This is a genomic window from Kordiimonas pumila, assembly GCF_015240255.1.
In the GTDB taxonomy this organism is placed as follows: Bacteria; Pseudomonadota; Alphaproteobacteria; order Sphingomonadales; family Kordiimonadaceae; genus Kordiimonas; species Kordiimonas pumila.
This window is the reverse complement of the sequence record NZ_CP061205.1, coordinates 3,491,900-3,505,564: the sequence shown is the minus strand read 5'-3', so window position 1 is coordinate 3,505,564 and position 13,665 is coordinate 3,491,900. Positions and strand designations below refer to the sequence as shown.

General features: G+C 46.7%; 18 protein-coding genes. 9 read left to right on the top strand and 9 right to left on the bottom strand.

Features of this window, described 5'->3' with window-relative positions:
• Window positions 1-4 precede the first annotated feature (4 nt).
• On the bottom strand, window positions 5-1,786 hold the full coding sequence (locus tag ICL80_RS15535; protein ID WP_194213640.1) for an ABC transporter transmembrane domain-containing protein: 1,782 nt from the start codon (window positions 1,784-1,786) through the stop codon (window positions 5-7).
• 194 nt (window positions 1,787-1,980) lie between these two features.
• Here ICL80_RS15535 and rpmE point away from each other — a divergent pair, with 194 nt between their 5' ends.
• Both rpmE and ICL80_RS15525 read left to right on the top strand, forming a co-directional pair.
• Window positions 1,981-2,208, top strand: a complete 228-nt coding sequence (rpmE, locus tag ICL80_RS15530) for a 50S ribosomal protein L31 (RefSeq protein WP_194213639.1) — start codon at window positions 1,981-1,983, stop codon at window positions 2,206-2,208.
• A gap of 194 nt (window positions 2,209-2,402) precedes the next feature.
• On the top strand, window positions 2,403-2,864 hold the full coding sequence (locus tag ICL80_RS15525) for an Hsp20 family protein (protein ID WP_194213638.1): 462 nt from the start codon (window positions 2,403-2,405) through the stop codon (window positions 2,862-2,864).
• A gap of 98 nt (window positions 2,865-2,962) precedes the next feature.
• Here the strand turns inward: ICL80_RS15525 and ICL80_RS15520 are convergent, their stop codons facing one another.
• Window positions 2,963-3,157 carry a DUF1192 domain-containing protein gene (locus ICL80_RS15520; protein ID WP_194213637.1) on the bottom strand — a complete coding sequence of 65 codons (195 nt, stop codon included), beginning with the start codon at window positions 3,155-3,157 and terminating at the stop codon, window positions 2,963-2,965.
• A gap of 61 nt (window positions 3,158-3,218) precedes the next feature.
• Here ICL80_RS15520 and ICL80_RS15515 point away from each other — a divergent pair, with 61 nt between their 5' ends.
• Window positions 3,219-4,202, top strand: a complete 984-nt coding sequence (locus ICL80_RS15515) for an NAD(P)H-quinone oxidoreductase (RefSeq protein WP_194215908.1) — start codon at window positions 3,219-3,221, stop codon at window positions 4,200-4,202.
• Between the two features lie 178 nt (window positions 4,203-4,380).
• Window positions 4,381-4,986 (top strand): DUF1013 domain-containing protein, encoded by a 606-nt coding sequence (locus ICL80_RS15510; protein ID WP_194213636.1) that lies wholly within the window; start codon window positions 4,381-4,383, stop codon window positions 4,984-4,986.
• A 58-nt stretch (window positions 4,987-5,044) separates the two neighbouring features.
• Here the strand turns inward: ICL80_RS15510 and ICL80_RS15505 are convergent, their stop codons facing one another.
• Window positions 5,045-5,215, bottom strand: coding sequence for a YdcH family protein (locus ICL80_RS15505; RefSeq protein WP_194213635.1), 171 nt, complete (start codon window positions 5,213-5,215; stop codon window positions 5,045-5,047).
• A gap of 155 nt (window positions 5,216-5,370) precedes the next feature.
• Here ICL80_RS15505 and ICL80_RS15500 point away from each other — a divergent pair, with 155 nt between their 5' ends.
• Window positions 5,371-5,943, top strand: a complete 573-nt coding sequence (locus ICL80_RS15500; protein ID WP_194213634.1) for a UbiX family flavin prenyltransferase — start codon at window positions 5,371-5,373, stop codon at window positions 5,941-5,943.
• Window positions 5,944-6,013: 70 nt separating this feature from the next.
• Window positions 6,014-6,217, top strand: a complete 204-nt coding sequence (locus tag ICL80_RS15495) for a YdcH family protein (RefSeq protein ID WP_194213633.1) — start codon at window positions 6,014-6,016, stop codon at window positions 6,215-6,217.
• A 14-nt stretch (window positions 6,218-6,231) separates the two neighbouring features.
• Here ICL80_RS15495 and ICL80_RS15490 read toward each other — a convergent pair whose 3' ends face one another.
• Entirely contained in the window at window positions 6,232-6,972 is a 741-nt protein-coding gene (locus tag ICL80_RS15490) for a GGDEF domain-containing protein (protein ID WP_194213632.1), read from the bottom strand.
• Window positions 6,973-7,171: 199 nt separating this feature from the next.
• On the opposite strand from ICL80_RS15490, the gene purE reads away from it, so the two are divergent.
• The 3 genes from purE to ICL80_RS15475 are packed head-to-tail and all read left to right on the top strand — an operon-like array spanning window position 7,172 to window position 9,093.
• The gene (gene purE / locus ICL80_RS15485) at window positions 7,172-7,669 is read left to right on the top strand and encodes a 5-(carboxyamino)imidazole ribonucleotide mutase (RefSeq protein WP_194213631.1); all 498 of its coding nucleotides are present in this window, start codon (window positions 7,172-7,174) and stop codon (window positions 7,667-7,669) included.
• Window positions 7,670-7,676: 7 nt separating this feature from the next.
• Complete coding sequence (locus ICL80_RS15480; protein WP_194213630.1) at window positions 7,677-8,753, top strand: 5-(carboxyamino)imidazole ribonucleotide synthase; 1,077 nt, start codon at window positions 7,677-7,679, stop codon at window positions 8,751-8,753.
• Between the two features lie 7 nt (window positions 8,754-8,760).
• Window positions 8,761-9,093, top strand: coding sequence for a DUF1294 domain-containing protein (locus ICL80_RS15475; RefSeq protein ID WP_228073604.1), 333 nt, complete (start codon window positions 8,761-8,763; stop codon window positions 9,091-9,093).
• On the opposite strand, the gene ICL80_RS15470 is transcribed toward ICL80_RS15475, so the two are convergent.
• From ICL80_RS15470 to ICL80_RS15450, 5 genes are all read right to left on the bottom strand, one after another.
• On the bottom strand, window positions 9,086-9,754 hold the full coding sequence (locus ICL80_RS15470; protein ID WP_194213629.1) for a hypothetical protein: 669 nt from the start codon (window positions 9,752-9,754) through the stop codon (window positions 9,086-9,088). The two genes, ICL80_RS15475 and ICL80_RS15470, sit on opposite strands and share 8 nt — an antisense overlap.
• A gap of 52 nt (window positions 9,755-9,806) precedes the next feature.
• Complete coding sequence (gene fsa, locus ICL80_RS15465) at window positions 9,807-10,460, bottom strand: fructose-6-phosphate aldolase (RefSeq protein ID WP_194213628.1); 654 nt, start codon at window positions 10,458-10,460, stop codon at window positions 9,807-9,809.
• Between the two features lie 141 nt (window positions 10,461-10,601).
• Complete coding sequence (locus ICL80_RS15460) at window positions 10,602-12,179, bottom strand: DHA2 family efflux MFS transporter permease subunit (RefSeq protein ID WP_194213627.1); 1,578 nt, start codon at window positions 12,177-12,179, stop codon at window positions 10,602-10,604.
• An 8-nt stretch (window positions 12,180-12,187) separates the two neighbouring features.
• Window positions 12,188-13,216 (bottom strand): HlyD family secretion protein, encoded by a 1,029-nt coding sequence (locus ICL80_RS15455; RefSeq protein ID WP_194213626.1) that lies wholly within the window; start codon window positions 13,214-13,216, stop codon window positions 12,188-12,190.
• Window positions 13,213-13,662, bottom strand: coding sequence for a MarR family winged helix-turn-helix transcriptional regulator (locus ICL80_RS15450; protein WP_194213625.1), 450 nt, complete (start codon window positions 13,660-13,662; stop codon window positions 13,213-13,215). The genes ICL80_RS15455 and ICL80_RS15450 overlap by 4 nt, the downstream gene beginning before the upstream one ends.
• Window positions 13,663-13,665: the final 3 nt, after the last annotated feature.

Below are 13,665 nucleotides of genomic sequence, written 5' to 3'. Positions count from 1 at the left end.
CAATCTATCCTGTAGTAAACTGGAGGTCAGCAAGGCGTTTATATAGGCCCCCTTGCTGCATTAAGGTGTCATGGGTGCCTTCAGCTATAATGCGGCCGCCGTCCATGACAATTATACGGTCTGCTTTTTTAACGGTGGCTAGCCTGTGGGCAATAACGAGCGTTGTACGGCCCGTCATTAAGTTTTCAAGGGCACCTTGTACCTTTAGCTCGCTTTCAGCGTCCAGAGCACTTGTAGCCTCGTCTAGTAATAGAATAGGGGCATCTCTAAGAATGGCCCGGGCGATGGCAAGCCGCTGGCGCTGGCCACCTGAAAGCCGTGTACCACGCTCGCCTAGGTAGGTATCGAACCCCTCTGGAGCTTCGAGGATAAACTCGGTTGCGGCTGCTGCATCGGCTGCTGCTTTTACTTCTGCATCTGTAGCATTCAGCCTGCCGTAGCGAATGTTTTCAGCAATTGTATCAGCAAAAATAATTGTATCTTGCGGTACAAAGGCAATGTGTTTGCGAAAGTCGGTTGGGTCTGTTTCACGGATGTTAATGCTATCAATTGTTACGCAGCCTGATTGAGGGTCATAAAAGCGCAGTAACAGCTGCAAAACGGTTGATTTACCAGCCCCAGAAGGCCCAACAAGCGCGACAGTTTCCCCAGATCTAATGTTAAGTTCAAAGTTTTGAAGGGCAGCGGTATCTTTTTTGCTGGGGTAATGAAATGTTATTTTGTCAAAATGAATGTTGCCAGCAACCTTTTGGGGCATGGCTATGCAGTTGGCAGGGGCTTTTATATTGGTATCAGAATTTAGAAGCTCAGCTAAGCGGCCCGCAGCACCAGCAGCTCGCTGGAGTTCGCTGTATACTTCTGAAAGAGCACCAAAAGCACCTGCTACAAAAACGGCCCGCATGATGAAATCAAGCATTTCGCCGCCTGACATTGTGCCGGCGATAACATCCTGTGCGCCTTCATAGAGAATGAAGGCGATGGCACTGAAAATCATGAAAATCATAGTGAAAGTTAGGCCCGCGCGAACCTGAATGCGTCTTTTGGCTGCAAGAAAGGCGTCATCCACATGGTCGCCAAAACGGGTTGCTTCGGCTTTTTCCTGCGTGAAAGCCTGTACTATATTGAGTGCGGAGAGTGATTCGTTTGCTCTGGCTCCAACATCAGCCACTTTATCTTGGCTGGTACGAGATAAGTTGCGCACTTTTCTGCCAACAACAATAATAATAACCAGCAATAGCGGAATACCGATTGCAATATAGGCCATAAGCTTTGGCGACATGACAAACAGCCAAATGGTGCCAACAATAGCGATTAGAAAATTCCGGGCCCATACCGATGCGCTTGATCCCACAATCGTTTGTACAAGAGTGGTGTCCGCGGTTAGACGTGATACAATTTCACCAGGCCTGTTTTCTTCAAAAAACTCTGGTGACAAGGTGAGAAGGCGTTCGTAAACAGCTTTTCTAATGTCTGCTACAACTCGCTCGCCAAGCCATGTTACAAAATAGAATCGGGCCGCTGTTGCAACGGCCATAACAACAACAATGCCAACAAAAACAAGAAAATAGTCTTTTACTTTCCCGGCATTGTCTGCCGAGAAGCCTTTATCAACAATATCTCCAAGTGCTGTTGGCACAATCATAACGGTGATGGCTGCGACTAGAAGAAAGAACGACGCCCAAAAAAGCTGCAGTTTATAGGGCTTAACGAAAGACCATAAAGTACTGAGATTTACCAGTTTACCCTTTGGGGCTTCATCCTCGCGGCGAATAACGCTGTCTGACATTGATTAGTCCTTGTTTTATCTTGCAGAAGATATAGGAAGTCTTTGTACGCTTGCCAATGGCTGACGTGCAACGGATGCAAAGAACTGTGAGAAAAGCATACTTTCTTGAGAATAATAGCAAGAAATACCAGAATCAGTCTTGCCAAGCTGTAAACTATACCCTATACGGACGCCTCGTTTTGGAGATTTGAGCCATGAAACAAGAAATTCATCCCGATTACCACACAATCAAGGTGGTTATGACTGACGGGACCACTTTCGAAACCCGTTCAACATGGGGTTCGGAAGGCGATACTATGAACCTTGAAATTGATCCTAAGTCCCATCCAGCTTGGACTGGTGGTGCACGTAACGTTCTTGAAGGTGGTCAGGTTGCCCGCTTTAAGAAGCGTTTTGGTGGCGGCCTTAGCCTCAAAAAATAAACGGTTTATAGATAGTAAATCTAGAAAAAGGTGCCTTTTGGGTGCCTTTTTTGTTTGTCTACCACTTGAAGCCTGTTTCCTGCCTTCCTAAATTAAGTGTACTGGCCGCTGCAATAAGGCGGGGCTAGTATTTAAGAGCCTGACCATGGTGGTAGGCTCGGACTTAACTTGTCGCTTCTGAAGGAGGACTTGAAATGAGAAACTTTGATCTAACACCTTTAATGCGGAGCAGTGTAGGCTTCGACCACTTGAGCCGTCTTGTTGATTCGGCGCTTAATAGCGACACAACAACCGCTTATCCCCCGTATAATATTGAAAAACTGAGCGACGATGACTACCAGATAACAATGGCTGTCGCCGGTTTTGCGCCAGAAGAACTAACCGTAACAGTTCAGGAAGGCGTACTTGTAATATCAGGTCGAGGATCCGAAGAAGATGAAGGCAGAAAGTTTTTGCATCGTGGTATTGCAAAGCGCGCCTTTGATCGACGATTTGAACTAGCAGATACGATTCAGGTCGGATCGGCAGCTTTTACCAACGGTTTGCTGCAAATTGACCTGAAGCGGGTGATCCCTGACCATAAAAAACCAAGGGTTATTGAAATTCGAGCGAATGACAAACCCGGTGTTAAGACCATAGAGGCTAGTGCCGCTTAAATAGGCATTATCCCTCCCTCCCAATCCTCACGCACTTGCTGTCGTGAATACTGAAGGGGACCGAACCCAAGTAGTTCTGTCCCCTCTTTTTGTGCGGTTTAGGATTTAAAGAAAGCCTCAGCTGCGCTTTTACTTGATTGCTTGGCTTTTATTTCCTGTTCGGTACGCAGTATTTCTGCCTTTAGGCGGGCAGTGCGTTCGGACAGTTCGTTTTCGCTATATGTAGACAGATCTTCTTTTTCAACCATGTTGATTGGGGTATCTTTTTTTATTGGTAAATCATCAAAGTTCATTTGAGCCTCCGTTGAAACTCCTGTTACGGTATGGCTTAAAAGTATGTGGGAGCAGACAATGATGCAAGTAATTGAGATTACAGAGTTTGGTGGCCCAGATGTTTTGAAGCCTGCCTTGCGCCCTAAACCTACAGCTAAAGCCGGTGAAGTATTGATTGCTGTAAAAGCCGCCGGCGTGAATAGACCTGATGTTATACAGCGGCTGGGTAACTATCCTGCCCCGAAAGGTGCATCTGACATACCAGGGCTGGAAGTTGCGGGTACTGTTGTTGCTACAGGATCTGGTGTTCAGGGCTTAAAAGTGGGAGATGCTGTTTGTGCTCTGGTGCAGGGTGGTGGTTACAGCGAATATGTTACGGCTCCAATAGAAACGGTTTTACCTATTCCTGAAGGACTTTCTTTTGTTGAGGCCGCTGCTTTACCCGAAACTTTCTATACCGTGTGGTCTAACGTGTTTGACCGTGCGGGCCTAAAAGCAGGGGAGAGGTTTCTGGTGCACGGTGGTTCTTCAGGTATCGGCAGCACGGCAATTCAGCTTGCTAAAGCATTTGGCGCTGAAGTGTTTACGACTGTTGGAGGCGTTGATAAAGCAGCATTCTGTAAAACTTTGGGGGCTGATGTTGTTATTGAATACAACAAGCAGGACTATGTAGAGATTATAAATCAGCATACTGGTGGTGCAGGTGTTGATGTGGTTCTGGACATGGTTGGCGGGGACTATATAAACCGGAATTTATCTGTGTTAGCAGTTGAAGGCAGGCATGTATCGATTGCATTTCTCAGTGGTGCGAAAACAGAGGTTAATATGTTGCCGGTTATGATAAAGCGGCTAGTGATTACTGGCAGTACGTTAAGGGCACGTGACAAGACTTTTAAAGGCGCTATTGCAACCAGCCTCTATAAGAAGGTGTGGCCTCTATTGAAAGATGGCAAGGTTAAGCCTGTTATTGATTCGATTTTCCCTTTTGAACAAGCTGCTGACGCTCACAAATTAATGGAAACCAGTGCCCATAAAGGTAAAATTGTCCTTACTGTTGGGAAATAAAGTAAAAAATCAGGCATAAACTTGATGATTCGCGGTGACACGGCATTGATGACCTGCTAAACACAATTTTGAGAAAATATTCTCACCCCTTCACCGTAAATTTTACTAAAGGGGTCAGGTCAGCGGGGGCTGGCCTGAGCGAAGAGAGTATTTATAATAATATGTTAGGATCATTGGGATGACACAACCTTTAATGCCGATGGCAACAGCAGTTTGGCTTGTTGATAACACGGCCCTTACATTTGAGCAGATTGGTGCTTTGTGTGACCTGCACGAACTGGAAATACAGGGCATCGCTGATGGTACTGTAGGTATCAATATTGTTGGTCAGGACCCAACGGCAAGCGGCCAGCTTACATGGGATGAGATCAACAGGTGTCAGGCTGATCCAGATGCGCGATTAAAACTGGTTATAGATGCGGTGAAAGCATTGCCTCGCACTAAGGGGCCTCGTTATACACCTGTTTCAAAGAGGCAGGATAAGCCTGATGCAATTGCGTGGCTTGTGCGGCACCACCCTGAACTGAGTGATTTACAGCTAAGCCGCTTAGTGGGCACTACAAAACCGACGATTCAGGCTATTCGCGAGCGCTCGCACTGGAATATACAGAATATTCACGCCAAAGACCCTGTTGGACTTGGGCTTTGCAAACAGGTTGAGCTTGATGAAGCTGTCCAGCTTGCTGCTGCCCGACGTGAAAAAATGGTTGCGAAGGCCGGTGCGCCTGTGGATGCCGACAGTGTTGATGCAACGAAAACTGCTACAGAAGAAGATAACGGTTAAAATACCGCTTTCTGCGGCAAATAAAAAAGCGCGGGGAACTCCTCGCGCTTTATTGTTATTAGTGATGTCTTGATATTCGTCTGAGCTGTTCTTTTAGTCGGAGTTTTTCCCGCTTCAGCTGCATAAGACGCATTGCGTCAGGGTAGGGCCTTACTTCTTCCTTTTCTATGGATGTTTCAATTTCAGCATGTTTTTGGTTGAGTGATTCGACATGCGTATTGAGGCTCATTCCTACACTCCTTTGTTCTGACTTTGTGACAAGTTTATTGCAACATTCCTTGAAGCATTTGTCACGGAAAAGATTTGCTCTCGTCAAGTTACACTGTATCTTCGGGTACTTAGCATGGGTGGTTTCACCGTACAAAAATGGAAGTTTTTCTTAAAATGGCAGAGACTCGCAGCAGGAAGATAATTGTGGCCATAACGGGTGCTAGTGGTGCCTGTTACGGTGTTCGTGCACTGGAACTATTGTCGAGAGCCGGTGTTGAAACACATCTGGTTATTTCAAAGGCTGGCGATCGTACTATTCAGGAAGAAACAGGCATGACCAGCAAGGATATTAAAGCCCTTGCAACGGTGGTTTACCCAGCGCAGGATATTGGTGCAGCAATTGCTAGCGGTTCATTTATAACACACGGCATGCTGGTGGCTCCGTGCTCTGTTAAAACCATGGGAGAAATCGCAACCGGGATTACGTCGTCGCTAGTAAGCAGGGCTGCCGATGTTATTTTGAAAGAGCGCAGAAGGTTGGTGTTAATGGTGCGGGAAACCCCTTTTCATACTGGACACTTGCGCACAATGACCAAGCTTTCTGAGATGGGTGCTATTATAGCGCCGCCGGTTCCGGCATTTTATGCAAAGCCTGAAAACCTTGAAGAAATGGTAACTCATACAGTAGGGCGTGTGCTGGATCTTTTTGAAATTGACACACCTGACCTTAATCGTTGGCAAGGGTAGGTACAAAACTTCTCTAGCCATATTATTCATGCTATAACACCTTTATAACACCATCACACGGGACACATTTATGAATCTGGATGAGGATGTCATTCGGGAACGCCTCGCAGTTATTGCAGAGGAGCACCGGGATCTGGATGATGCCATAGCGGCCTTAATGCTTGCCGGGTCAGTTGATCTCTTGCTTATTCAGCGTATGAAAAAGCGTAAGCTTTCGCTCAAAGATGAGATTGGGAAGTTACAAAATATGTTGGTCCCAGATATTATAGCTTAAAGCTATTATATCTTTTACCGTATGTTATCTTCGCCTTTTATTTCGCGCTTGTTCTCGTACATGGCTTTGTCTGCCTTGTCGAGCGCATCATCTGGCTTATCACCAGACTTGAAGGTGTAGGTACCAAAAGCAAGGCTCATGGTTACTTTTTCCTCATTGAGAGTAACAGGATTTCTAGCAATAATGTTCGCTAGTTCCTGTGCTTTCTGGAGGCCAACGGTTTCGTCGGCTTGTGCCAGAATAACGCCAAACTCATCGCCGCCCAAGCGGGCAACCACATCCGTGCCCCGGATGTTTTCTACAAGAAGGCTGGCAACATGATACAAGGCTTTGTCGCCAGCCTCGTGGCCATATGTATCATTGATTTTTTTCATATCGTTTAAATCAATAAACATCAGGGTAGAGGGTGCGCCGTAGCGTTCCGCAAACGAAATCATGCGGTTTAATTCGCGGACAAAAGCCCGGCGATTCGGGATTGGGAGAAGGGCATCTGTGTCTGCTACGTCTTCCATTTCCCTGAGGCGCCTATTGGTGTTATCTAGTTCTCGGCGCAGGTTATCTACTTCTTCCATTAAACCAAGGATCGCGCGGTGGACACGTTCGGTCATTTCTTCTGGCGGAATGCCAAGGATGTTAACAGTGTCTTCAATGCGACGCGGCGCACTGCTTGTGCTAACAGAATCAGCTCTTTCCGTGCGTTTTGCAGACTTAAGCGGCGCTGTTCTAGATAGGCCGGATGTATTGGTTATCTTCATCTATAGGGTCACTACTCGCCGTTAACAGCCACAAAGTATATATAGTATGGCGTCAACTATAGCAGACTTGCAAGTAATACAATGCGCTAGCCTCAGAAGCAGCCCTTGCAATACAAAGTTTCCTTCCTATAATGCGCGCTCCGCATCTGAGCATAATAGCTTTTTTGTATTATAATCCTTTAAAAGGATGGGCATATCTATGACGAGTATAAAACCCCTTGTCGGGATTATAATGGGAAGCCAGTCAGACTGGCCTACAATGAAACATGCAGCTGATATTATGGCTGAACTTGGCGTGCCTTTTGAAAGTAGAATTGTCTCTGCTCACCGTACCCCAGACCGGCTTTATGAGTATGCAAAGTCGGCTAAAGGCCGGGGCTTAAAGTGCATCATTGCAGGCGCTGGTGGGGCAGCTCACCTGCCGGGGATGACAGCTGCCATGACACCATTACCTGTGTTTGGTGTGCCGGTGCAGTCAAGCACGCTTTCTGGTAAAGATAGTTTGCTCTCTATTGTGCAGATGCCAGGCGGTGTACCTGTTGGTACGCTTGCAATTGGTAAAGCTGGCGCTAAAAATGCTGGCTTGCTTGCAACCAGTGTTTTGGCCCTGATGGATGAGGCGTTAGCCGCAAGGCTGGACGCATGGCGAGTGGCCCAAACGGAAAGTGTTGCTGAAACACCCGTTGAAACTGAGTAATACTATTATGACAGTCATTAAACCAGGTGGTGTTATTGGAATACTTGGCGGCGGCCAACTGGGCCGCATGATTGCACTTGCTGCAGCAAATCTGGGATATCGCTGTCATATATTCTGCCCAGATGAAAGAAGCCCTGCCTTTCAGGTGGCACATGAAACGACCATAGCTGACTATACTGACATGGAGGCGATAGCCGCCTTTTGCCGTTGTGTTGATGTGGTGACCTATGAATTCGAAAATATCCCCTCTGAAACGGCGCGTGCTGTTGCAGAACTGAAGCCACTGCACCCCGGTGTCCGTGCACTTGAAACGACACAGGACAGATTACTTGAAAAAGACTTTTTAAACGCATCAGGTGTTGATACAGCGCCATATATGGCCTTCCAGACACGGGAAGAGCTCGACGTGGCCTATAAAAAGATAGGCCGTCCGGCTGTCGCAAAAACCCGCAGATTTGGGTATGACGGCAAAGGCCAAACGCTCGTTAGGTCTAAAAGTAATTTTGATGAAGTGATGAAGGTCACAAATGGTACCCCTGCTATTCTAGAGGGCTTTGTTCAGTTTGACCGTGAAATCAGTGTAGTAGTTGCGCGCAATGCCCTTGGTGAAGTGGCGGCATTTCCCGTTTCAGAAAATGTTCATACTAACCATATTCTTGATACTACAATAGTGCCAGCCAACATTAAGGATGTTGTTGAGGCAAAAGCAAAAGTGATGGCCACCAAGGTTGCGAATGCGCTTGAATATGTCGGCGTTATGGCGGTTGAAATGTTTGTCAGCGACGAATCAAAACAGATTATCGTTAACGAGATTGCACCGCGCGTGCATAATAGTGGTCACTGGACAATTGAAGGCGCTGTTACAAGCCAGTTCGAGCAGCATGTAAGAGCGATTTGTGGCTTGCCACTTGGTCCAACAACTGCACACGGCAATGTGGTGATGAAAAATCTTCTTGGCGCCGATATTCTGGATTATCAGAAATATTTGGAAGACCCAAAAGCCCACTTTCATCATTACGGTAAACAGGACCCTCGGCCCGGCCGTAAAATGGGTCATGTAACTTGGATAAACCCAGAAGGTTAGATAGGGTGTGAGCCAGCCTTTGCCCGTTATTGATCAGATACTCTTTTGCATTATGCTTTTTTCTGTCTCGAGTGCACTTTCAATTGCGCTCTATGGGCATGATAAAAAAGCTGCAGTGACAAAAAATCGGCGTATCTCTGAAGATACATTTCATATTCTTGCATTGTTAGGCGGTTGGCCAGGGGCGCTTTATGCGCAGAAAGCTTTTTGCCATAAAACTAAAAAAGTGTCTTTTAGGGCGGTTTTCTGGGTAACGGTATGGTTAAATGTGGCAGGTGTTATATATAGCTTTACCCCGCATGCACAAACTTACATTCAAAGGCTGACAGGCTTCACTTAAGGGGCTGTAAGACCCATGTAGCCCATTCAGCTTCTACGCTATAGCCATGTTTCTCAGCAAATCCATACACGATTTTGCGCATAGGATAGCCGTGGGCGCGGTTCCAGTGCCAATCATCTCCAGTAATGCGGGCACTGGGCCATAGGGTATGGCTAACCTCAAGGTCAGTCATGTTTTTACCAGCATCAATATAGACAAGGTCAGGTTCAAAACCTTTTTCCTTCAGTTCATAGAGAGCATTGGGGGAAAGGCCCCTGTAGGGTATAAAGCGATCTTCAAGCCCACGCAAATTTGCCAGTGCGGTGCAAAAGGGTGTCTGGGTTTCGACATCATGCACAAATTGTAGCTGTGTTTCGCGGTCTGGGTATTTGCGGGTTAAGTTTGGGCGGCCTACATAGCGTTTCACCTGCTCAGTGAGGCCCTCTTCATCCCAAGGGTCTACCCCGACAAGCTTCAGGTCTGGATCAAGGTTTAGCCAGCGCTTGGCGGACGCACACAAGAAACAGCCTATTTCCAGCATAAATTTAGGTTTGTCTGATTTGATAAGAGCATCCACAAGCTCGCGGCCGCCGCCGCCAAGCGTATAATCCCACGCGGTAAGACCTGTTATATCAGGCCATGGGTTTTCTGTTTGCAGAGCTTTAAAAGCTGAATGGGTCATGTAAAAAAGGGCGCAGTGAAAGCCGCGCCCCTCCCTTGAAACTGATGATCAGTTACAGAATGGAAAAGCCTGTTGCAGCCCAGTCTTTATCGAACGCTGCAAGCCCACTTGATGTAAGCGGATGGTTAAAGAGCTTCCGAAGAACATCGATTGGGAAGGTTGCTACATCGGCACCAATGCGCGCTGATTCGAGAATGTGTGTGGGGTGTCGAACGCTCGCAACAAGGATTTGTGTATCAAATGCATAGTTATCGTAGATGTTACGAATATCTTCGATCAGTTCCATGCCGTTAAAGCCAACATCATCGTGCCTGCCAACAAAGGGCGAAATGAACGTAGCGCCAGCTTTTGCTGCAAGCAGAGCCTGATTTGCGGAAAAGCAAAGTGTTACATTCACCATAATGCCTTCTGCGCGAAGGGCCTTGCATGTTTTCAGGCCCTCAATGGTAAGCGGCACTTTTACTGCAATGTTATCAGCTATTTTGGCGCACTTCAGGCCTTCTTTCATCATGGTTTCATGGTCGTGCGCTACAGTTTCAGCAGAAACCGGGCCGTCAACTTCTTTGGCAATTTCGCTAATAACCTCGAAAAATTCACGACCGGCTTTTTTAATCAGTGACGGGTTAGTGGTAACGCCGTCAAGGAGGCCGGTTGCATTTGCCTCCCGAATTTCATCAATGTTAGCTGTGTCGAGGAAAAATTTCATTTCTAACTCCTTCATGCCTTTTGGGCACATACCTGCGTGTGGCAGGCGTTTGTATCATTGGCGGTTAGGCCGCACACTAAAGCAAATTTCTTCGTCTGCCTAATAAAGATCACAGGGGAATGCAAGCCAAATGGCAGGAAATTATGCTTCAACCGGATGTGCTTCGGACGGTTCCATGTTTTCTTTTGGCTGTTTGATGAAAAAGGCAATCACAATAACCGATAGGGCAGCAATGAATAAAAGGATATAGGCATTGTTATAAGCGATCATGGCTGCCTCCCTCTGGACAATGAGGTTGCTGAGAGCAAGGCTTTTTTGTGCGCCTGCTTCGCCTGGTAGCGCGATGGCGCTTGCCGCGATGCTTCTATACGGGATTAGGCGTTCAACGAGCTCAGCGTGATTGATCTGGGTGTAACGGCTCACCATGCTGATAACCACGGATATGGATATAGATTGGCCAATCCCCCTGAATAGAGAGAATACTGACGAAGCATCGACCTGTAAGTGGTGGGGAATGGTGGCGTAAGCTGTGGTAGAGGCCATAACAAACATCATGCCAAGGCCAAAACCATGAAATATGGGAGGTATGGATAATAAGGGGGCTGGTGTTTCAGCCGTAAGGAAAATAAAAGGGTATATTCCCCCAACCATGAAAATGCCGCCTATACCAATAAGGATGCGAAGATTAATAAGTTTACTTAGTCTTGGCGCCAAGAGCATGCCAAGCATCATACCCACGCCGCGCCACATAAGTAGAACGCCAGTGTCTAGTACCCCGTATCCCATAAGATTTTGCATCATGGGTGGCTGCAAGACTACAGCAACAGTCATATTGCCTGCGGTTACAAGAATAAGGAACATGCCTAGCATAAAGTTTCGGTTTCGAAACAATTCTGGAGGCAAAAAAGGCTGAGGACTAAGTTTGCTATTAATAATAAACATCCACAGTGCTGAGGCGGCTATTAAAAAGTAAGCAATTATTTCATAGCTTTCGAACCAGTCCTCTGATTCGCCTCGGTCAAGGGCTAACTGAAAAGTACCGATCACAACAGCAAGGGTTAGAAAGCCAATAATATTTAATTTATGCCCGGGAATGCGCATCCCGGCTTTCATGGTGGCGCCAAGCCCAATCACGGCCAAAATGCCGACAGGCAGGTTAATAAAAAATACCCAGCGCCATGATGATATATCTGTAATATACCCACCAAGGGACGGCCCAAGAACAGGGCCAACCATAGTGCCAAGCCCAAACAGGGCCATAAATTTTGCACGGTCTTCTTTTGTATCAGACAGGCGGTTTAATGTTGCGATGGCAAGCGGTATGAGGGGCGCACCTGACGCACCTTGCAGGGTTCGGGCGGCAAGCATTGCCTCAAGGGTTATGGCCAGACCGCAAAGAACAGACGACAAGGTAAAAATAGATACTGATATTATAAGCAGGCGTTTGACACCAAATCGGCTAGAGGCCCAGCCAACGAGAGGGGTGAGCACGACAGATGCCAAAATATATGTGGTAACAACCCATGAAATTTGCTCAAAAGTAGCTTGCAGCGACCCTTGCATCATGGGCAGGGCCACATTGACAATCGTTGCGTCAATGGTGTGCAATGAAACGCATGTCATAAGGCAGCACACCAACCCTATCCGGTGATGAGCGATTGACGCACCAGCCTTTTCTGGTTCGGACGGTTTCAAGGACTGACTGGTATTTGCTGACATAAGGGGGCCTACAAGCCAATAATATGAAGTAGATCATCCATTGATCGTTCATATCCGGTATCGATGGACACTTCGACACTGTAACCGGCTCGAAGGTTTGAAAGGTCCTGCTGTTTATCAAGCTCGATTTGCACTGGAATACGCTGCGTTACCTTCACCCAATTGCCGGTGGCGTTTTGTGCCGGAAGAACAGCAAACTCAGAGCCGGTTGCTGGGTTGATAGAGACGATTTTGCCTTTGAATATTATGCCGGGTAGTGCGTCTACTTCGACATCTGCGACTTGACCTATTTTAACATGGGTCAATTCAGTTTCCTTAAGGTTTGCCTCAATACGCATGTCGTCTTCAACAGTTAGGCCAAATATAGGATAACCAGCAGTAACAAATTCACCGGGGTGCAGATCAAGCTGTGTAATGATCCCGTCGGTATGCACCCTTACTTCCAGATGCTCAAGTGCAAGCTCCGCAAGCCGAACGGCGGCAAGCGCTTGCAGAACCATAGGGTGCTGGTCGCCATTAAAATCAGGGTTATTACCAATTTGGGACAAGGCCATTTTGACATCCTGTTCCAATACAGCGATTTCTCGTTTTGATTCTTCCACCTTATGGCGGTGATCATCAAGGTTAGCTTCGGAAACAGCTTGATCCTTAGCCAATTTTTCCGCGCGTTTAAATTCGCGGGTTTCAAAGGCGAGGGTTTCTTGTTCTTTCTCAAGAGCAGCTTTAGTTTTGAAATAATGGAGACGAATCGCTTCAACCAAGCTGCGCTGTGACAGCAGTTTAGCTTTTGCTTCAAGTAATTTGGCTTGGGCATCAACATCATCAAGCTCTGCAATCAGGTCACCTGCTGTAACGTGCTGGTTGCGCTTGACATGGACAGCAGTAATTTCGCCTGAAACTTTTGATGCACCAGAAATAATACCCATGCGAATATAAGCATTGTCAGAGACAATAATGCGGCCACCAGAAATATAGACAAAGGCTACAATAAAAATTATGGCAGCAGGCACACTTATATAAAGCAGGAGGCGTTTCATGATTTCCCCCCTGCTTTGTGGGTGGTTCTATATTCAATCATACGATTTAGAAATCTTATTAGCATGTCACGTTCATCTTTATCGAGGGGAGTAAGGAATAGTTCCGACACTTCTTTAAGGTGTTCAATGGCTTCTTTTATGACAGGTACCGTTTTTTCAGTTGTAAACAAGCGGCGGGCTCGACGGTCTTTCGGGTCAGTCTTTCTTTCAAGCATGCCACGTTCTTCAAGAGTATCTACCTGACGACAAACCGACATATTGGCAATCTCAAGTTGTTTGGCCAAGCCTTGCTGTGTAATGCCTGGGTTACGCCATACTGTGATTAGCAACTTGATTTGTGACCGTGTAACTTCGGTGCCTTCTTCAGTTACGAAATGTTGTTTCATCATGCGCAGCAGGTCGCTGATCTGGAAAACAAATATATCTTTTGAAATGTCATGTTTCATCAG